Genomic DNA, 19,792 nt, shown 5'->3' on the forward strand with positions numbered 1-19,792 from the left:
TGACCATGAACACCACCAACGACGACGCCCTGGTCCTCTACGGCCAGAAGTTCGCGAGCCGCCTGCTGCTGGGCACCGCGCGCTACCCCTCGCCCACCGTGCTCAAGGCCGCCGTGCAGCGCGCCAAGCCCGCCATGGTCACGGCCTCGCTGCGCCGCCAGGGCGCCAACCCCGCTGAAAACGGCCACGGCTTCTGGGAGCTGCTGCGCAGCCTCGACGTGCCGGTGCTGCCCAACACCGCCGGCTGCCACAGCGTGCAGGAAGCGATCACCACTGCGCAGATGGCGCGCGAGGTGTTCAACACGCCCTGGATCAAGCTGGAGGTGATCGGCGACGACTACACCCTGCAGCCCGACACGCTGGCCACCGTAACCGCCGCCGAACAGCTGGTGCGCGACGGCTTTCAGGTGCTGCCCTACTGCACCGAAGACCTGGTGGTGTGCCAGCGCCTCGTCGACGTGGGCTGCCAGGCCGTGATGCCCTGGGCCGCCCCCATCGGCACCGGCCGCGGCGCCATGAACCCCTACGCGCTGCAGGTGCTGCGCGAGCGCCTGAACGTGCCCCTGCTGGTGGACGCCGGTCTGGGCTTGCCCTCGCATGCCTGCCAGGTGATGGAGTGGGGCTTCGACGGCGTGCTGCTCAACACCGCCGTGGCCCTGGCGCAGGACCCCGTGGCCATGGCCGGCGCCTTCGCCGATGCCGTGCAGGCCGGCCGCGCCGCGCGCCATGCCGGCGCCATGCAGCCCCAGCAGGCCGCGCAGCCCAGCACGCCCGTGCTCGGCACGCCGTTCTGGCACCACGCCTGATGACCATGCAGGATACCGACGCCCTGGCGACCGAGATCCTGCGCCAGCACGGCGCCACTTTCGCCGGGTTCGAAGCGCAGCCCGTGCCGGCCAGCGATGCGACCGACCCGGTGTACCTTGCCGCGCTCCAGGCGTGCAGCGCACTGGGCTTTATTGCCCACGACGCACAGACCCTGGCCCGCGCCTGGCAGGCACAGACGGCGCGCACCGGGGGCTTTAACGCCAGCCACTGGCCCGACGATCCGCGCGACTTCGGCCTGCAGCCGCTGCCACGCGCACAGGCGTTTGCGCCGTGTCCGCAAGCACTGGGCCTGTACGCCGTGCTGCCCGACGCCGCCTGGGTCGGCCGCATGGCCCGGGCCGGCGTACCCACGGTGCAACTGCGCTTCAAGTCCGACGACACGGCCGCCATCGCACGCGAAGTGCGCGCCGCCGTCGAAGCGGTGCGCGGCACGGATGCGCTGCTGTTCATCAACGACCACTGGCGCGAGGCCATCGCCGCCGGGGCCTACGGCGCGCACCTGGGCCAGGAAGACCTGGATGCACTGAGCGCGGCCGAGCTGCAGGAGCTGCGCGCCAGCGGCCTGCGCCTGGGCGTGAGCACGCACGGCTACGCCGAGATGCTGCGCGCCGACGCCGTGGGCCCGAGCTACATCGCCCTCGGCGCGGTGTTCCCCACCACGCTCAAGCGCATGGCCACGGCCCCGCAAGGCGTGGCGCGGCTGGCCGCCTATGTGCGGCTGATGCGCGGCTACCCGCTGGTGGCGATTGGTGGTATTGCGCTGGAGCAGTTCCCCGAGATCCTGGCCACGGGCGTGGGATCGATCGCCGTGGTGCGCGCGCTGGTGAACGCCAACGACCCCGAGGCCGCCGCCACCACGCTGATGCGGGCCATGCGGTCTTCCACATAAACGGGGCGCAACGCCCATGAAAAAAGCGCTGAATGCTATGTTTTGAATAGCATCCAGCGCTTTTTGTTTTGATTCTCTTCAGCTGGGCTTGCGCTCGTCGGGATCGTGGCGCGCCTCGAAGCGGTCGCTGTTGGCGCCAAAGCCCACTGCCTGGCCCGGCTCCGGCCCCTTGGTCACGGGCATGGGCGGCAGGTCGCTCTGGGTGATCGGCGGCAAGGGCACCGGGTCGTCGGCGAACGGGGCGGACAGATCGAAATCGAGCGGAACACCCAGGCCAGCGGCCGGCGGCACGGTGGGGGGGGGCTGGGGCGCGGCGGCGGGCCGGGGCGCTGGCGCGGGGCCCTTGGGCAGTTCCAGCAGCCAGTCGGGGTCATAGTCGAGCAGGCTGTCGCCGCCATCGGGCAGGCCGCTGCTGGACAGCAGGTCCACGGCCGCTCCGGCGGATGGTCCCACCGGCGGCGGGGCGGCCGGCGCATCCTCCTCCACGACCAGCGGCGTGGTGCGCTGGCGCGGCGGTGGCGCGCCGCGCGCGGAGGGCGGCGTGGTGCGGGCAATCGCGTTGAGCAGCAGCAGATCGTCGTAGGCGGCAAGGTCGAAACGCTCCTCGACCGCGTCCGCGCCACGGAAAAGCAGGCTGCCGAGCAACGGCAGCACCGAATCATCGCTCCAGAGGGCCTCGACCTGGGCCAGGATGGACGGGTAGGCCAGCAGCGAGCGTCCAGGCTGGTTGAAGGCCGCGAACTGCGGCACCTGGGCATTGAAATGCTCGTGGAACTGGGCGCGCAACTGGTTGAAGTCCTCCACCCGACTCAGCGAGCGGTACAGGCGCAGCAGTTCGAGGTAGGCGGCTGGTGCCGTGGCCTTGTTGTTCGCGATGTACAGCTTGAGCACGCCAATGGCCTGTTCATGCTCGCCCACGGACACGAAGAATTCCGCTTGCTGCTGCAGGTCGAACAGCTCCTCGGGGTTGATCAACAGGGAGGGCTGCGGGGCCGCCTGCCGCGGGGGCGGCACGGGCTCTGCCTTCACAAGGGGCGCCACGGGCGCCGGGGCTTCCCTGGGAGCCGAGGGCTCGGGTGCCGGCTCCATGGCGGAAGGCACGACCGCCGGGGTGTGCAGGAAGTCGGGCGTGGAATCCTGGGGAGCGGAATGCAGCCAGTGGTCCTCCGGCTCGGGGCCGGGCGACGCTTGCTGCGCCACGGCGCCGGCCCACGCTTCCTGGGCCTGGAGCGAGACGGCGCGCAGGCGCGTCGCCATCCAGGCCGCCCAGGCCACCACGGTGACCAGCAAGGCCAGGAGCAGGTAGACGATGGTGCCCGAATAACGCTCGGACTTTTCCTTCTCCAGCCGCTCCAGCAGTTGCTGCGTGGCGGCGCGGTCCTTGTCGGCCTGGGCGCGCACCAGCGCCAGCTCGGTATTGAGTTCCGCCGTGCGTGCGCCTTCCTTCAGAAGGTCTTCGGGCAGCATGTTCAACGCCCGCCATGCGGCCTGCGCCTGCGCGCGCTGCTGGTCGGTGGTGGAGGCCGAGGGCAGCGAGAGTTCCGGCGTCATGCGCAGCGGCGTGCCGCTGGTATCGGGCCAGCCTTCGAGCGGCTCGATGACCAGGCGCGATGGCGGCGACTCGGGCGCGCGCGCGGCGTTGGCGCGCCGGCTGGCCTTGGATGTGGCGGCGGGCCGGGTGCGTGGCGTGGCGGCTGGGGCCGCCTCCGGGGCCTGGCTGGCGCGCGCGGTGCGCTGACGGGGCGCGGGGGCCGCATCGCTCGGCACGACCGGCACGGCCTGCGCCGGGCGCCGAACGCCGGGTGCGCTGGCGGGGGCCACCGGCGCGCTGGGCGCGGCCATGGCGCCCGTCACCGCCTCGGCCACGGGAATGGCGACGGGGCGCGAGGAAGCGGCAATGGTGTCGGGCAGCTCCGACAGGAAGGTGTAGGTGCGCGCGATCTTGCCCGAGCAGCCAACATGCAGGGTCACGGCAAGCATGGGCTCATCGGCCAGGAAGGTGGACTGCACGCGCACGGCGGCAGGACGCCCGGGCAGCGTGGGCAGTGGCGTCACGCGCACCCGCCCGCTGGACACCGGGGTGGTTCCGGACACCATGTCCGCCGTGACGCACGCATCCTCCAGCGCCTTGCCGGGTTCGAGGTGGACGTCGAAGGCCAGATCGATGGGTCGGCCCAGCACCACCACGCCCCGGGCATTGCCGAGCGAGAGGGCTCCGGCCCCGCAGGCCGCGGAGCCCAGGCAGATCGTGATCAGTGCGTTACGAAAATTCACATTCATTCTCGGTTCTGCGCTTGATTCTTGCACAAAACCTATCGATCGCGCCTATCAGCAAGGCTGGAGCCATAATCATGCTATGAAAAATCATTTTCCGCTCGTAGGGGTCGTCGGGGCCGGCGCCATGGGGCGCGGCATCGCGCAGATGATGGCCCAGGCCGGCAGCCGGGTGCTGCTGCACGATGCCCAGCCCGGCACGGCACAGGCCGCATGCCAGAGCATCGTGCAGCAGTGGCAGCACATGGTCGAGAAGAACCGCCTTGACGCGGAGCAAGCCACGGCCTGCGCCGCGCGGCTGCAGGCGGTGGACACGCTGGCGGCGCTGGCCGGCTGCGATCTGGTGGTGGAGGCCATCGTCGAGCGCCTGGACGCCAAGCAGGCGCTGCTGCGCGAGCTCGAAGCGCTGCTGCGGCCCGACGCGGTGCTGGCCACCAACACCTCGTCGCTGTCGGTTACCGCCATAGCCGCGGCGCTGCAGCGGCCACAGCGCTTCGCGGGCCTGCATTTCTTCAACCCGGTGCCGGTGATGAAGCTGGTGGAGGTGGTGCCAGGCCTGCGCACCGACCCCGCGCTGTGCACGGCGCTGGCCGAGCAGGTGCGCGCCCTGGGCCACACCCCGGTGCTGGCGCAGGACACACCGGGCTTCATCGTCAACCACGCGGGCCGGGGCTTCACCACCGAGGCGCTGCGCATCGTGGGCGAGGGCGTGGCCGATTTCGCCACCGTGGACCGCATCCTGCGCGACCAGGCGGGCTTCAAGATCGGCCCGTTCGAGCTCATGGACCTGACGGGGCTCGATGTCTCGCACCCGGTGATGGAGTCGGTCTACCACCAGTACCACGAAGAACCACGCTTTCGCCCCAGCGTCATCACCGCCCAGCGCCTGGCCGGCGGCCTGCTGGGCCGCAAGACGGGCGAGGGCTTCTACCGCTATGACGGCAACGTGGCCCAGGTTCCCGAAGAAGCGTCCGCGCCCGTGGTGGACAGCATTCCACCGGTGTGGGTCTCGCCCCGCGCGGCGCGGCGCCCCGAGATCTACCAGATGCTCAAGCACCTGGGCGCGGACATCGAGACCGGGGCCGCGCCATCGGCCGGCGCCATCATCCTGGTCGCGCCGCTGGGCTTCGACATCACGACGGTGGCCGTGGTCGAGCGCCTGGACCCGGCGCGCACCATCGGCATCGACATGCTGGTCGAGGAAAGCGCCACGCGCCGGCGCGTGCTGGCCACGAACCCGGTCACGCGCATCGACATCCGCGACGCCGCGCACGCCCTGATGGCGCGCGACGGCAAGGCCGTGAGCGTGGTGCGCGACAGCGGCGGCTTCGTCACGCAGCGCGTGGTGGCCACCATCGTGAACATCGCGGCGGACATCTGCCAGCAGCGCATCTGCACGCCGCGCGACCTGGAGGCCGCCGTGACCCTGGGCCTGGGCTACCCGCTCGGGCCCCTGGCCATGGGCGACCGCTGGGGCCCGACCAACATCCTGGAAGTGCTGTTCAACCTGCAGACCGTCTACGGCGACCCGCGCTACCGCCCCAGCCCATGGCTGCGCCGGCGCGGCGCCATCGGCCTGAGCCTGCAGCACGTGGAAGAATGACGGCTTCGCTCCAGCGCCTTTTGCCACCATGCCCGCAGAACTCCGCAGCACCAGCCACGGCCAGACCCTGGTCCTGACCTTCAGCAACCCCGGCCTGCGCAACGCGCTGGACCCCGCCATCTACGCCGCCGGCACCGAGGCGCTGAACGGCGCCGAGCGCGGCACCGAAGTACGCAGCGTGGTCATCACCGGCGCCGACGGCATGTTCAGCGCGGGCGGCAACCTGCAGCGCCTGCAGGCCAATCGCGCGCTGGGGGCGCAGGTGCAGGAAGAGAGCATCGACGCGCTGCACAACTGGATCGAGACCATACGCGCCTACCCCAAGCCGGTGATCGCCGCCGTGGAGGGCGCCGCGGCTGGCGCCGGCTTCGCGCTGGCACTGGCCTGCGACCTGGTGGTGGCCGCGCGCAACGCCCGGTTCGCCATGTCGTACAGCCGGGTCGGCCTCTCGCCCGACGGCGGCGCGAGCTGGAGCCTGGCTCACGCCCTGCCCCGCCCCCTGGCCGCCGAGCTGCTGATGTGCGGCGATGCGCTGGACGCCGAGCGCCTGCACGCGCTCGGCCTGGTCAACCGCCTGGCCGAACCCGGCGCCGCGCTGTCCGTTGCGCTGGAACTGGCGCAGACGCTGAATGACCGCGCCCCGAACGCGCTGGCCAGCATCAAGGAGCTGCTGGACGAGGCGCGCCACAACCCGCTGAGCGCCCACCTGGGCCTGGAACGCCAGCATTTCGTGCGCAACCTGCACCACGCCAACGCAGGCGAGGGCATTGCCGCATTCCTGGAAAAGCGCCCGCCGCGCTACCGCTGATCGCGGCAAAAAAATAGCTATCAAATAGATAGCTGCCAGCGCAATACCAGCAATCGCTACAAACCGTTTTCATATCAAATAATAAGGCACATGCCGAGGATGGCGTGTGCCTGCGCGCGGCAACGCCCTGCGCGACAGACACGCAGGTGACAACCCCCATGCCGGCGGCGGGTCCCTCACGCGACAATGGACGCGTACTCAGTCACCCAAAAGACAGACCATGGACGACCCGATTCTTACTATCGAAGAACGTGAAGCGATCAACTCCGGTCGCTGGTTTTCTTCCCTCTCACCCTCGCTCCGACACGACATACTGCGATGCGCCTACGTCAAACGCTTCAAGGATGGTGCCTTGATCACCGCCCGCGGCGAGCCGCCGGAGGAATGGATCGCCTGCGCCAAGGGCGCGGTGCGCGTGAGCTCGACCTCGATCTCGGGCAAGCAGATCACGCTGACTTATGTCGAGCCGGGCATCTGGTTCGGCGACGTGGCGATCTTCGACGGGGACCGGCGCACGCACGATGCCTATGCGCACGGCGACACCACCATCCTGTGCGTGGCCAAGGCCGACTTCAAGAAGATCCTGGCCACGCACGTGGAGCTGTACGAGGCCATGCTGCGCCTGCACGCGCGGCGCATCCGCCAGCTTTACGGCCTGGTGGAAGACCTCAACACCCTGCCGCTGCGCGCCCGGCTGGCCAAGCAGCTGCTGCACCTGGTGCGCAGCTATGGCATTCCCAGCCTGTCGCACGGCGACGAGATGCGCATCGGCCTGCAGCTGGCGCAGGAAGAACTGGCGCAGCTGCTGGGCGCCTCGCGCCAGCGCGTGAACCAGGAACTCAAGGCCCTGGAGCGCGAGGACATCATCCGCATCGAACCGGGTGGCCTGGTCGTGCGTGACCGCGAAGCCCTGATGCACGTCTCCGAAATCGACAACTGACCACCAACCCCATGAGCAATTTCGACCATTTCATCGGCACCCGTGCCGTCTCCGGGCAGCATGCCTTCGACACCGCGGCGCTCGGCGCCTGGCTGCAGCAGAACCTCGAAGGTTTCGAAGGCCCCCTGAGCGTCGAGATGTTCAAGGGCGGTCAGTCCAACCCCACCTACAAGCTCATCACGCCCGGCAAGAGCTATGTGATGCGCGCCAAGCCGGGCCCCGTGGCGAAGCTGCTGCCCTCGGCCCACGCCATCGAGCGCGAGTTCGCAGTGATGAGCGGCCTGGCGGGTACCGACGTGCCCGTGCCGCGCATGCATGCGCTGTGCGAGGACGAGTCCGTGATCGGCCGCGCGTTCTACGTGATGGAATTCATGCAGGGCCGCGTGCTCTGGGACCAGTCGCTGCCCGGCATGACACCGGCAGAGCGCGCGGCCATCTACAACGAGTCGAACCGCGTCATCTCCGCGCTGCACACGGTGAAGTTCGCCGAGCGCGGCCTGGCCAACTACGGCAAGCCCGGCAACTACTTCGAGCGCCAGATCGGCCGCTGGAGCAAGCAGTACGTGGCTTCCATCACCCAGCCCATCGAGGAGATGGACAAGCTCATGGCCTGGCTGCCCGCGAACATGCCCGCCAGCGCGCGCGACGAGAACCGCGTGTCCATCGTGCATGGCGACTACCGCCTGGACAACCTCATGTTCCACCCCACCGAGCCGCGCGTCATCGCCGTGCTCGACTGGGAGCTGTCCACGCTGGGCCACCCGCTGGCCGACTTCAGCTACCACTGCATGGCCTGGCACATCCAGCCGGGCCAGTTCCGCGGCATCGGCGGCCTGGACCTGCCAGCCCTGGGCATCCCGTCCGAGCAGGAGTACATCCGCCTGTACTGCGAACGCACCGGTCTGGCCACGCCCGAGGAGCTGGCCGCCGACTGGAACTTCTACCTGGCCTACAACCTGTTCCGCCTGGCCGCCATCCTGCAGGGCATTGCCAAGCGCGTCGAGACGGGCACCGCGTCGAGCGCCCAGGCCAAGGCCTCGGGCGAAGGCGCCCGCCCGTTGGCGCAACTGGCCTGGTCCTTTGCCCAACGCTGAGCCACACCACCCGTTTTTCTAGGAGAACCCATGGACTTTGACTACTCGCCCAAAACCAAGGAACTGCAGGCCAAGCTGCTCCAGTTCATGGACGACCACATCTACCCCGCCGAGGCCGAATACGCCGCCGAGCTGGCCGCCAACACGGCGGCGGGCAAGCGCTGGACGCCGCTGCAGACCATCGAGAACCTCAAGCCCAAGGCCCAGGCCGCCGGCCTGTGGAACCTGTTCCTGCCGGTGGACACGGCCCAGGCCTCGGGTTACCACGGCGCGGGCCTGACCAACCAGGAATACGCCCCCCTCGCCGAGATCATGGGCCGCGTGCTGTGGTCGAGCGAGGTATTCAACTGCTCCGCGCCCGACACCGGCAACATGGAGACCATCGCGCGCTACGGCTCCGAGCCCATTAAGGCCGCCTGGCTCAAGCCCCTGCTCGAAGGCAAGTTCCGCTCGGGCTTCGCCATGACCGAGCCCGACGTGGCATCGAGCGATGCCACCAACATCGCCACGCGCATCGAGCGCGACGGCGACGAGTACGTCATCAACGGCCGCAAGTGGTGGACCTCGGGCGCCATGGACCCGCGCTGCAAGGTGCTCATCACCATGGGCAAGACCGACCCCGAGGCACCCAAGCACTCGCAGCAAAGCATGATCGTCGTGCCCGCCGACACCCCCGGCGTGAAGATCGTGCGCGGCCTCAACGTGTTCGGCTACGACGACGCCCCGCACGGCCATGCCGAGGTGCTGTTCGAGAACGTGCGCGTGCCCGCCTCCAACATCCTGCTGGGCGAAGGCCGAGGCTTCGAGATCGCCCAGGGGCGCCTGGGCCCCGGACGCATCCACCACTGCATGCGCCTGATCGGCCTGGCCGAGCGCGCGCTCGAACTCATGTGCAAGCGCGCCATCTCGCGCGTGGCCTTCGGCAAGACGCTGGCCCAGCAGACCGTGACGCAGGAACGCATCGCCGAGGCGCGCTGCAAGATCGACATGGCGCGCCTGCTCACGCTCAAGGCCGCCTGGATGATGGACGTGGCCGGCAACAAGGTGGCCAAGACCGAGATCGCCATGATCAAGGTGGTGGCACCCAGCATGGCCTGCCAGGTGATCGACTGGGCCATCCAGGCGCACGGCGGCGGCGGCGTGAGCGACGACTTCCCGCTCGCCTTCACCTATGCCCAGGCGCGCACGCTGCGCTTCGCCGACGGCCCGGACGAAGTGCACCGCAACGCCATCGCCAAGTGGGAACTCGGCCGCTACGCGGCACCCAAGGCCGCCCACTGAACCCGGGACGCGCCCCGCTCAGCCGGGCGGGAGCGTGTCCGGCTGCGAATCGGGCGGCGGTGGCAGGTTCTGCGCCGCCATGGCGGCCGCCGTGGTGAACAGCGCCGCCGCGTACCGCAGGTCGGGCAGGTGGCAGGGGGTTGTCTGCATGCGCAGCGACACCTTGCCATCGGTCAGCAGCAGCAGCAGGGGCGCCAATGCGCGCTCCGCCTCTGCCCGCTCCATCAGCAGATGCGACACCACGGCCGCGTTCACCCAGCGCTGGGCATGATCGGCCCGGTCTCCCACCACGGCGTACAGACGCGAGAACGACGCGGGCAATTCCGGCCAGCGCAATTCCTCATAGATGGACAGCCAGCGCATTTCCTGCGGCAGGCTGTCGTCGACCGCCGTCTGCGTGGTCTCGGTGATGGCGCCGTACATGCGCGCCTCCAGTACCTCCTTGAGCGGCCGGCTGACCACCATGACGGCGATTTCAGGCGCGATCCGCATGTCCACCCGGGCACGCAGCTCCGTGTCCTGCACATAGTCGCGCGTGGGCGCGCCGCTCTCCATGCGCCAGGGCTGCCCGGCCACCTGGCCGCCGAGCTGGAACTGCGCCGGCTTGCCCTGGAAGGCGAAAGCCCAGCCCTGCCCTGCGGCCCACTGCGCGAGCTGGGTGGGCGTCGCCAGGCCCGCCTCATCGGCCTGGGCATGGCCCCGTGTGAACACATTGAGAAGTTTTTCGAGCATGGCGTCCTCCCTCAAGAGCGGGCGGCAGCATGCCAGGAACGCCATCGACCCCGGCGTCAGCCCAGGTGCATGCTGCTGCCCGTGACATGGAAATCAAGCATCGGCGCGCCGGCGCCAAACGGCATGCCGAGCGCGATCTGGCCCCGGCCATGCAGAAGGCAGGCATCGCGCCGCAGCGATACCGCCGTGTCGCTGCCCTCGAAGCGAATCCAGGTGCCGAAGCTGCTGAGGTCCGTGAGCGTGAACGTTCCGTTGTGCCAGTCGATGCGCGCATGCATGCGCGAGACCCGGGGATCGCTGATGCACAGTTCCGCAGCACTGGACCGCCCGATGTGCACGGGCGTATCGCCCGAGGCCACGGACAGGCTGTCCTCCTGCCAGGACAGTTCGATGGTTCCGAAAAAGACGTCCAGCGGCGCAATCGCGCTGGGCAAGGCCGCCTGCATGGTCATCGCATCCACGGCATCGTTGTCCCGCCATTCCGCCTGGTAGATCATCTGGGCCTCGGTCTTGCCCCGGATTTCAATCACGCCCAGCTTGCGGAAGCGGATGCCCGGCACCGCTCCGGCATCGACGGCCGTGACATCCGTGGTCCAGATCTCGCCCAGGCCTGCCCGCTCGCACAGGCGCGAGGCCACATTGACCGCATCGCCATAGGAGTCGCCGTCCACTTCCAGCACTTCGCCACTGGCCACGCCGACGCGCATCTCCATGCGCACTGCGACCGGCCAGCGCTGCAGATGGATCTGGTGGCTGCGCTGCAATTCACCGGCGGCGCCAACCGCCTGGCACGCCTGGGCAAAGATACCCAGCACGCCATCGCCCAGCTTCTTGACCACCCGTCCGCCATGAGCCTCGATCACTTCGCCGATCCATTGGGTCAGGCGCGTCACCGTTTCGGTGGCTCGCTCATTGCCCAACGCCTCGAACAGCAGCGTGCTGCCCGAGAGGTCCGCGAAAACCACCGTGGACACAGAACTCATGGGCAGAGGGCAATGTTGGTGGACATACGATCCAGTTTAGACCAAGTACACGGATCGCGCATCCCATCCATGACCAGGATCACGCCGCCGGGTCACTCCCCGCCATGACAGCACCAGCCCAGCGGGCCGCTCCCTGGCCCGCGCGGACGCCCGTGGCCATGCACGCCGTGAGCAGGTAGCCCCCGGTGGGCGCCTCCCAATCCAGCATTTCGCCCGCGCAGAACACACCTGGCCGGGCCTGCAACATCAGGTGCGTATCCAGCCCCTCGAATGCGACACCACCGGCCGTGCTGATGGCCTCGTCCAGCGGACGCGCCGCCACCACGGTGACGGGGACGGCCTTGATGGCCTGCGCCAGCGCCTGCGGGTCGTTCAGGCGATCCTTGCCGAGTTGCTCATGCAGCAGGCCCATCTTGATGCCATCGAGCCCCAGCCGGCCCTTGAGGTGGCTCGACAACGAGCGCGAACCGCGCGGATGTCGCACCTCGGCGAGCACGCGCTCGGGGGAGTGGTCGGGCAGCAGGTCCACGGTGAAGGTGGCGCTGCCGTGGGCCTCAATCTCGTCGCGCAGCAGGGCCGAGACGGCATACACCAGACTGCCTTCCACACCCGTGGCCGTGGCGACGAACTCGCCTCGGCGGCAGAAGGCGCGGCCATCACGGCCGTTGAATGCGATGGCCACCGACTTGAAGGGCTGGCCGGCGAAGCGCTCCGCGAAATGCCGCGTCCACCCCACCGGAGGTGCGGGCGGCCGCCCCATGATCTCCTGAAGGAATTCGCGCCGGGTTTCTCCAGCATCGGCCGCCGGCACGTCAAAGCCGCAATTGGCGGGACGCAGCGGCGCCAAGGGAGCGCCGCATTCGGCCAGGAGCGGCACCCAGGCGCCGTCCGACCCCAGCCGCGCCCAGCTGGCGCCCCCCAGCGCCAGCACCACGGTGGACGCGGCCACCACCACGGGTCCCGAGGGCGACTGAAAACGCAGCCCGCCCTGCCCGTCCCAGCCCAGCCAACGGTGGCGCATGTGAAAACGCACCCCCAGGGCCCGCAGGCGCTGGAGCCATGCCCTGAGCAAGGGGGCCGCCTTCATGTCGGACGGAAACACACGCCCTGACGTTCCGACGAATGTCTCGATCCCCAACTCCAGGGCCCAGGCACGCAATTCAGCGGCACCGAAGTCTTGCAGCAGTGGCTGCAGCCAGCGCTGGCGCGGGCCATAACGCTCGGCAAAGGCGCCAAATGGTTCGGAATGGGTGAGGTTGAGCCCTCCCTTGCCGGCCAGCAGGAACTTGCGTCCCACCGTGGGCATGGCATCGAACAGGTGCACGGCCACGCCCGCGCGGGCCAGCTGCTCGGCAGCCATCAACCCCGCGGGCCCGCCCCCCACCACGACGGCTTCGGCCTGGAGGGATGACGGAGAAATTGTCTGGTTCATTTTGGTGTTTTCATGGCCCTGTCAACACAGGGAAATACAGCGAAAAAGCGAGGGACGGGCACCCTCGGCGCCCATCGATTTTTGCTATGACAGCCATAGCGCCGCACAGCCTTGCAGCCGGCAGGGGCAGGGGCGTTTCTGTCACAATGAATGGACTTTATACGTACCAGCACCACACAGTAAGGAAAGCGCATGGCAAGCGAACTCATCAAACAACTTTCTGACGCCAGCTTCGAGGCCGACGTTCTGAAATCCAGCACGCCCGTGCTGGTGGACTACTGGGCCGAGTGGTGCGGTCCGTGCAAGATGATCGCCCCGATTCTCGACGAAGTGGCTGGCACCTACCAAGGCAAGCTCACGATCGCCAAGATGAACGTGGACGAGAACCGTGAAATTCCGGCACGCTTTGGCATCCGTGGCATCCCCACGCTCATGCTCTTCAAGGACGGCCAGCTCGCCGCCACCAAAGTGGGCGCCATGAGCAAGGCGCAGTTGATCGCTTTCGTCGACCAGCAACTGGCCTGAACCACGGCCTTCCCCACGACGCACCGGCATCCCTTACCGCGCCCCTGGCTCCGCTAGGCGGCGCCATCGGCCCAAGACCCCGGCCACGGCGCGTTCCACAGAGCTGAACTACAGCGTTTTTCCTGTCATAATTCCGCCTGATCTCTGGCCCGCATGCATTGGCGGCCCGTCCGGAGATCCCCAGGCACGCCAGGGCCGCTCGCAGCGGCCCGATCGGCTAAGCAGCTTCCCCCAGATTCATACCCGCTCCGCCCAGGAGTCACTCCATGCACCTCAACGAACTCAAGGCACTGCACGTGTCTGAAGTCCTCAAGCAGGCCGAAGAGCTTGATATCGAAAACACCGGCCGCATGCGCAAGCAGGAATTGATGTTCGCCATCATCAAGAAGCGCGCCAAGGCCGGTGAACAGGTGTTCGCCGATGGCGTGCTGGAAATCCTGCCCGATGGCTTCGGCTTCCTGCGCAGCCCCGACACCAGCTACACCGCCAGCACCGACGACATCTACATCAGCCCCAGCCAGGTGCGGCGCTTCAACCTGCACACCGGCGACATGATCGAAGGCGAAGTGCGCACGCCCAAGGACGGCGAACGCTACTTCGCGCTGACCAAGCTCGACAAGGTCAATGACGGCCCGCCGGAGCAGAACAAGCACAAGGTGATGTTCGAGAACCTCACGCCGCTGTTCCCCAAGGAACACATGCGGCTTGAGCGCGACATCAAGAGCGACGAGAACATCACCGGCCGCATCATCGACATCATCGCCCCCATCGGCCGCGGCCAGCGCGCGCTGATCGTCGCGCCCCCGAAGAGCGGCAAGACGGTGATGATGCAGCACATCGCCCACGCCATCACGGCCAACAACCCCGACGTGCACCTGATGGTGCTTCTGGTGGACGAACGCCCCGAGGAAGTGACGGAAATGCAGCGCACGGTGAAGGGCGAGATCATCGCCTCCACCTTCGACGAACCCGCCGCGCGCCATGTGCACGTGGCCGAGATGGTGATCGAGCGCGCCAAGCGCCTCGTCGAGCTGAAGAAGGACGTGGTGATCCTGCTCGATTCCATCACCCGCCTGGCGCGCGCCTACAACAACGTCGTGCCCTCGTCGGGCAAGGTGCTGTCGGGCGGCGTGGACTCCAACGCGCTGCAGCGCCCCAAGCGCTTCTTCGGCGCGGCGCGCAAGGTCGAGGAAGGCGGCTCGCTGACCATCATCGCCACGGCGCTGGTCGACACCGGCAGCCGCATGGACGAAGTGATCTTCGAAGAATTCAAGGGCACGGGCAACTGCGAAATCCACCTGAACCGCCGCCTCTACGAAAAGCGCGTGTTCCCCGCCATCGAACTCAACAAGAGCGGCACGCGCCGCGAAGAGCTGCTGCTGGCACCCGAGATCCTGCAGAAGACGCGCATCCTGCGCCAGTTCATGTACAACATGGACGAAATCGAGTCGATGGAACTCATGATCAAGAACATGAAGGCCACCAAGAGCAATGTCGAATTCTTCGACATGATGCGCCGTGGTGGCTGACGTCGCCATTCGTGCGATAATTTAGGGCTTTTCGCGAAAAGTGCTGCGGCAAATAGGTGCCGCAGTGGCTGCCGCAGTTGATACATACAAGGATTCGCCATGAAAGAAGGCATTCACCCCAACTACCGCGAAGTTTGCTTCCAGGACATGTCCAACGGCTTCAAGTTCGTCACGCGCTCGTGCGTGAACGCCAAGGAAATGATCAAGATGGAAGACGGCCGCGAACTGCCGCTGTTCAAGCTGGACACCACCAGCGAGTCGCACCCCTTCTACACCGGCACGCAAAAGTCGGTGGACAACATGGGCGGCCGCGTGGAGCGCTTCCGCAACCGCTTCGGCAAGACCGCTGCCAAGTAAGCCAGCGCTTTTCCGCCACAAAGGCAGCCCGGGCAACCGCGCTGCCTTTTTGTTTGCGTTTATTCTCGACGGCCAACCCCCTTCCTGCTACAGCGTGAACCAGCCCACCCCCGCCATCGTTCCCCAGAGCGCCGTGCGCCCTCTGCCCCGTTGGGCACTGTGGCTGCTGTGCATCGCCTACATCGTCCCAGGCTTCATCGGCCGCGACCCATGGCGCGGCGCCGACATGACGGCCTTCGGCTACATGCAAGAACTCGCGCAGGGACATACGGGCTGGCTCGCGCCGCTGCTCGGCGGCCTGCCCCCCGAAACTGACGGTCTGCTGCCCTATTGGCTGGGCGCCTGGGCCCTGCAAACCATCGCCCCCCTGCTTTCGCCAGAGATGGCGGTCCGGGCCCCCTTCATCGTGTTGCTGTGCCTGACGCTGCTGGCGGCCTGGTACGGCATCTATTACCTGGCGCGCAGCCCGGGCGCGCAGCCCGTGGCATTCGCCTTCGGCGGCGAGGCGCAACCGGCCGACTATGCCCGCGCCATGGCAGACGCCGGCCTGCTCGCCTTGCTGGCGAGCCTGGGGCTGGCCCAGCCCTCCCACGAAACCACCTCCTACCTGACCCAGCTGTTCTGCACCACGCTGGTGTTCTTCGGCCTGGCCGCTGCGCCACACCGCACGGCCCTGCCTCTCCTCGCTCTGTCGGCCGGACTGGCGGGGCTGGTGCTCAGCGGCGCACCGGCCCTGGCACTGCTGTATGGTCTGGGCGGCGGCGCCATGTGCCTAGCCGACACCACCAGTCCACCCGAGGAACGGCGGCGCAGCCACGCTTTTGCCTTGGCTCTCCTACTGATGGCAGTGGCCGCGACCGGCCTGGCCTGGCTGCTGGACCTTTGGCGCTGGCGCATGGACTGGCCCCAGGACAATGACAAGGAATGGAGCAGCCTGGCACGCCTGCTGCTCTGGTTCACCTGGCCCACCTGGCCGCTGGCTCTCTGGACCCTGTGGCGCTGGCGCCGGCAGATCCTGAACCGGCGGCTGCACCGCCACCTGCTCCTGCCCCTGTGGTTTGTGCTGGTATCGGTCGGCGCCACGCTTTTCACCCTGCCATCGGACCGCGCCCTGCTGCTGGGCCTGCCCGCGCTGGCAGCGCTGGCGGCCTTCGCGCTTCCCACGCTGCGGCGCAGCGTGGCCGCGCTGGTCGACTGGTTCACCCTGTTGTTCTTCTCCGTTTCCGCCATCGCCATCTGGGTGGTCTGGATCTCCCTGCAGACCGGCGTGCCCGCCAAGCCAGCAGCCAATGTGGCCAAGCTGGCCCCCGGCTTCATGCCCTCCTTTTCGGCCCTGGCCCTGGCCATCGCCGTCGCGGCCAGCGCGGCCTGGTGCGCCCTAGTCTGGTGGCGCGCTGGCCGGCACCGCACGGCCATCTGGAAGAGCCTGGTCCTCCCGGCCACGGGCGCGACACTGAGCTGGCTGCTGCTGATGACCCTCTGGCTCCCCATGCTCGACTATGCGCGCAGCGACGCGCCGCAGATGCAGGCGCTCGCCGCCAGCGCGGGCCGGCCCGCCTGCATGCACATGCATGGCCTGGACCGCAACCAGATCGCCGCGCTGCAGTACCACGGCCAGCTACGCCTGCTGCCTCTATCGGCCTCCAGCGCGGAGTGCCCCTGGCTCGTGGTGGCACCGGACGATCCCGACGACAAGAAGCCCCCCGAGCCTCCGCCAGACCTGACGTCCTGGACCCTGCACGCCCGCCAGGCCCGCCCCACCGACCGCAAGGACCTCCTGACGCTCTCGCTCTACCGCCGCGACGCGCCCTGAAACGCCACAGCCATGCAGGAGCGCTCCCTCATCGCGCGCCACGCAGCCACCGTGCTGGCGGGACAACTGGCCGTCATGGCCTACGGCGTGACCGACACCATCGTCGCCGGACGGCATGCCCAGGCTTCGCTGGCCGCGCTGTCCATCGGATCGGCCTTCTTCATCAGCGTCTACGTCGCGTTGATGGGCCTGCTGCAGGCGCTGCTGCCCGTCTGGGCCGAGCAGCGCGGCGCGCGGGAGCACGCGGGCATCGGCCGCTCCGTGCGCCAGGCGCTCTACCTCTGCGCGCTCACCAGCCTGCTGGGCATGGCGGCCCTGCTCTTTCCGGATGTCGTGCTCGAATGGACGGACATCCCGCCCGACCTGCACCCGCCCGTGCGCCACTACCTGGCCGTGCTCGCGCTGGCGCTGCCACCGGCCCTGCTGTTCCGGATGTACAGCACGCTGAACCAGGCCCTGGGGCACCCAAGGCTGGTGACCTGGCTGCAGGTGGCTTCACTGCTCGTCAAGATCCCTCTGTCGATCTGGTTCACCTTCGGTGGGGCAGGTCTGCCGGCGCTGGGCGTGGTGGGCTGCGCCTGGGCCACCCTGGTGGTGAACTATCTCCAGCTCGGCCTGGCCCTGTGGCTGCTGCGCACCCAGGACATCTACCAACCCCTGCGCCTGTGGCAGCCCCTGGAGCGCCCCGACGGCCGGCAGCTCGCGGCCTTCATGCGGTTGGGCGTTCCGGCCTCGCTGGCCATCGCAGTAGAGGTGACGTCATTCACGCTGATGGCCCTGTTCATCGCCCGCCAGGGCACCCTGGCGGCCGCCAGCCACCAGATCGCCTCGAATCTGGCCGCGGTCCTCTACATGGTGCCGCTGTCGCTGGCCATCGCCACCAGCGCCCGTGTGAGCTTCTGGCGCGGCGCGGGCAACGACCGGCATGCACGGCAAGCGGCATTGATAGGTTTTAGGCTTGCAGCGCTTGCCAGTATTGCGCTATCAGCTATGCTATTAATAGCAAAATACAGGGTGGCAGGCATCTACACGGCCCAGGCTGATGTCGTGCAGCTGACCGCCGGACTGCTGGCCTGGGTGGCCGTCTACCACCTGGCAGATGCCGTGCAGCTGCTGTGTATTTTCGTGCTGCGCTGCTATCGCATCACCCTGGCACCGCTGCTGATCTATGGCTGCATGCTCTGGGGCGTGGGGCTGGGCGGCGGCTACTGGCTGGCCTACCGGGGCCTGGGCCCGCTGCCGACGCTGCATTCGCCCACGCCCTTCTGGGCCACCAGCACGGCGGCCCTGGCCGTGACAGCAGCCGCCTTCGCCTGGATGCTGGCGCGCACCCTCAGGAGCCCGCAGGCCCAGAGTTGAGCGGTGCGCCGCTGGAGCAGCGCAGCCGACTGGCCGGCAGACGCACGCTGAAGGTCGATCCCTGGCCCAGCACGCTCACGATCTCCAGCGCAGCGCCATGGCGCTGCAGCACATGCTTGACGATGGCCAGGCCCAGCCCGGTGCCTCCGGTCTCGCGCGACCGGCTGCGATCGACACGGTAAAAACGCTCGGTCAGCCGAGGAATGTGTTCCGGGGCGATGCCCGGCCCGGTGTCGCGCACGGAAAACACCGCGCCGCCGTCATTCTGCGGTTGCCAGCGCACCTCGATGCGCCCGCCCGCCGGGGTGTAGCGCACGGCATTGCTGACCAGATTGGACAGCGCGCTCTGCAGCTCCGGCAGCGAGCCCGCGATGTCCAGCGCGACCTCCGGAGCCGACAGGTCCGGAAACTGCAGATCATGGGAGCGCTGCTGGCTCTGCGTGAGCAGGGCCGAAAGCGCGCGCCCCTCCTCCTCGCAGCGCTGCAGGAGCACCGGCACCGCTGTCCATTCCCCCATGCCAGGCAGGGGGCTGCCTTCGAGCCGCGAGAGCGTTAGCAGGTCCTGCACCACGCTCTGCATGCGCGAGGCCTGCTGCGCCATCATGCCCAAATAGCGCGAGCGCTCCTCGGCATTGAGCGGCAGCGTCTGCAGCGTTTCCACGAAGCCCATCAGCACCGTCAGCGGCGTGCGGATCTCGTGGGACACGTTGGCGACGAAATCACGCCGCATCGCCTCGGCCTGCTCCAACGCCGTGATGTCGCGCGACAGCAGCAGGCTGCGGCCATCGCCATACGGATGCAATTGCACCGAAATGCGCACAGGCCGCGAGGGCGTGCTGGAGCGCCCCTCGATCACGACATCGTGCGCATAGTCCTGTGCCGCGTAATAGGCGCTGAACTCCGGGTCGCGCACCAGGTTGCGGATGGACTGCATCGCGTCGCGCTGGGCATCGAACCCGAACTGGGTGGCCGCCATCTGGTTGCACCACTCGATGCGTCCTTCACGGTCCAACAGCACCACGCCATTGGGCGAGGCCTGCAAGGCCGCCAGGATTTCCTGCAGGCGATCCTGGCTTTCCTGCGCCCGATCCTCCTGCCTGCGCACCAGGCGCCGGGTGCGCTCGACCGCCTCGCCCCACATGCCGCGCATGGCGGGCGCATGCGCCATGTCGCCCAGGCGCAGCCAGCGCAGCATGCGCACGCCACGCAGCAGGTCCAGAAAGAACCAGATCCACGCGGCCACCGCCGCGCCCACGGCGGCGCCCCAGGCGCCGCCCTGCCACCAGCCCAGCCCGCCTCCGGCCAGTTGCCAGGCCAGGAAAAAGGAAAAACGCCAGAACATGCG

General features: G+C 68.3%; 17 protein-coding genes. 12 read left to right on the forward strand and 5 right to left on the reverse strand.

Annotated features, from left to right (window positions below; translation table 11 throughout):
• Positions 1 to 5 precede the first annotated feature (5 nt).
• The gene (locus D8S75_RS05635; RefSeq protein ID WP_370807376.1) at positions 6 to 806 is read left to right on the forward strand and encodes a thiazole synthase; all 801 of its coding nucleotides are present in this window, start codon (positions 6 to 8) and stop codon (positions 804 to 806) included.
• Between the two features lie 5 nt (positions 807 to 811).
• The gene (locus D8S75_RS05640; RefSeq protein WP_119965118.1) at positions 812 to 1,717 is read left to right on the forward strand and encodes a thiamine phosphate synthase; all 906 of its coding nucleotides are present in this window, start codon (positions 812 to 814) and stop codon (positions 1,715 to 1,717) included.
• Between the two features lie 78 nt (positions 1,718 to 1,795).
• Here D8S75_RS05640 and D8S75_RS05645 read toward each other — a convergent pair whose 3' ends face one another.
• Entirely contained in the window at positions 1,796 to 3,991 is a 2,196-nt protein-coding gene (locus D8S75_RS05645; protein WP_157982593.1) for a type IV pilus assembly protein FimV, read from the reverse strand.
• Between the two features lie 82 nt (positions 3,992 to 4,073).
• On the opposite strand from D8S75_RS05645, the gene D8S75_RS05650 reads away from it, so the two are divergent.
• The 5 genes from D8S75_RS05650 (at position 4,074) to D8S75_RS05670 (ending at position 9,717) form a co-directional block, all read left to right on the forward strand.
• Positions 4,074 to 5,594: a 3-hydroxyacyl-CoA dehydrogenase gene (locus D8S75_RS05650; protein ID WP_119964972.1), complete on the forward strand. Its 1,521-nt coding sequence runs from the start codon at positions 4,074 to 4,076 to the stop codon at positions 5,592 to 5,594.
• A 28-nt stretch (positions 5,595 to 5,622) separates the two neighbouring features.
• Complete coding sequence (locus tag D8S75_RS05655) at positions 5,623 to 6,402, forward strand: oxepin-CoA hydrolase, alternative type (RefSeq protein WP_119964973.1); 780 nt, start codon at positions 5,623 to 5,625, stop codon at positions 6,400 to 6,402.
• 220 nt (positions 6,403 to 6,622) lie between these two features.
• Complete coding sequence (locus tag D8S75_RS05660; RefSeq protein WP_119964974.1) at positions 6,623 to 7,342, forward strand: Crp/Fnr family transcriptional regulator; 720 nt, start codon at positions 6,623 to 6,625, stop codon at positions 7,340 to 7,342.
• An 11-nt stretch (positions 7,343 to 7,353) separates the two neighbouring features.
• Complete coding sequence (locus D8S75_RS05665; RefSeq protein ID WP_119964975.1) at positions 7,354 to 8,436, forward strand: phosphotransferase; 1,083 nt, start codon at positions 7,354 to 7,356, stop codon at positions 8,434 to 8,436.
• A gap of 30 nt (positions 8,437 to 8,466) precedes the next feature.
• Positions 8,467 to 9,717: an acyl-CoA dehydrogenase family protein gene (locus D8S75_RS05670; RefSeq protein WP_119964976.1), complete on the forward strand. Its 1,251-nt coding sequence runs from the start codon at positions 8,467 to 8,469 to the stop codon at positions 9,715 to 9,717.
• 18 nt (positions 9,718 to 9,735) lie between these two features.
• Here the strand turns inward: D8S75_RS05670 and D8S75_RS05675 are convergent, their stop codons facing one another.
• The 3 genes from D8S75_RS05675 to D8S75_RS05685 all read right to left on the reverse strand — a co-directional run bounded on the left by D8S75_RS05675 (position 9,736) and on the right by D8S75_RS05685 (position 12,864).
• A complete protein-coding gene (locus D8S75_RS05675; RefSeq protein WP_119964977.1) occupies positions 9,736 to 10,449 on the reverse strand; it encodes a hypothetical protein in 714 nt (237 codons plus the stop codon).
• 56 nt (positions 10,450 to 10,505) lie between these two features.
• Positions 10,506 to 11,432 (reverse strand): FHA domain-containing protein, encoded by a 927-nt coding sequence (locus tag D8S75_RS05680; protein WP_198673151.1) that lies wholly within the window; start codon positions 11,430 to 11,432, stop codon positions 10,506 to 10,508.
• A gap of 79 nt (positions 11,433 to 11,511) precedes the next feature.
• A complete protein-coding gene (locus D8S75_RS05685; RefSeq protein WP_119964978.1) occupies positions 11,512 to 12,864 on the reverse strand; it encodes a TIGR03862 family flavoprotein in 1,353 nt (450 codons plus the stop codon).
• Positions 12,865 to 13,056: 192 nt separating this feature from the next.
• Here D8S75_RS05685 and trxA point away from each other — a divergent pair, with 192 nt between their 5' ends.
• The 5 genes from trxA to D8S75_RS05710 all read left to right on the forward strand — a co-directional run bounded on the left by trxA (position 13,057) and on the right by D8S75_RS05710 (position 18,447).
• Positions 13,057 to 13,389 carry a thioredoxin TrxA gene (gene trxA, locus D8S75_RS05690; RefSeq protein ID WP_119964979.1) on the forward strand — a complete coding sequence of 111 codons (333 nt, stop codon included), beginning with the start codon at positions 13,057 to 13,059 and terminating at the stop codon, positions 13,387 to 13,389.
• A 266-nt stretch (positions 13,390 to 13,655) separates the two neighbouring features.
• On the forward strand, positions 13,656 to 14,918 hold the full coding sequence (gene rho / locus D8S75_RS05695; RefSeq protein WP_119964980.1) for a transcription termination factor Rho: 1,263 nt from the start codon (positions 13,656 to 13,658) through the stop codon (positions 14,916 to 14,918).
• Positions 14,919 to 15,017: 99 nt separating this feature from the next.
• A complete protein-coding gene (locus tag D8S75_RS05700) occupies positions 15,018 to 15,275 on the forward strand; it encodes a type B 50S ribosomal protein L31 (protein WP_119964981.1) in 258 nt (85 codons plus the stop codon).
• 94 nt (positions 15,276 to 15,369) lie between these two features.
• Complete coding sequence (locus tag D8S75_RS05705) at positions 15,370 to 17,088, forward strand: hypothetical protein (RefSeq protein ID WP_119964982.1); 1,719 nt, start codon at positions 15,370 to 15,372, stop codon at positions 17,086 to 17,088.
• A 12-nt stretch (positions 17,089 to 17,100) separates the two neighbouring features.
• A complete protein-coding gene (locus D8S75_RS05710; protein WP_119964983.1) occupies positions 17,101 to 18,447 on the forward strand; it encodes an MATE family efflux transporter in 1,347 nt (448 codons plus the stop codon).
• Here the strand turns inward: D8S75_RS05710 and phoR are convergent.
• Positions 18,422 to 19,789: a phosphate regulon sensor histidine kinase PhoR gene (gene phoR / locus D8S75_RS05715; protein WP_119964984.1), complete on the reverse strand. Its 1,368-nt coding sequence runs from the start codon at positions 19,787 to 19,789 to the stop codon at positions 18,422 to 18,424. The two genes, D8S75_RS05710 and phoR, sit on opposite strands and share 26 nt — an antisense overlap.
• Positions 19,790 to 19,792 lie beyond the last annotated feature (3 nt).

Source organism: Simplicispira lacusdiani, from assembly GCF_003604195.1.
In the GTDB taxonomy this organism is placed as follows: domain Bacteria; phylum Pseudomonadota; class Gammaproteobacteria; order Burkholderiales; family Burkholderiaceae_C; genus Simplicispira; species Simplicispira lacusdiani.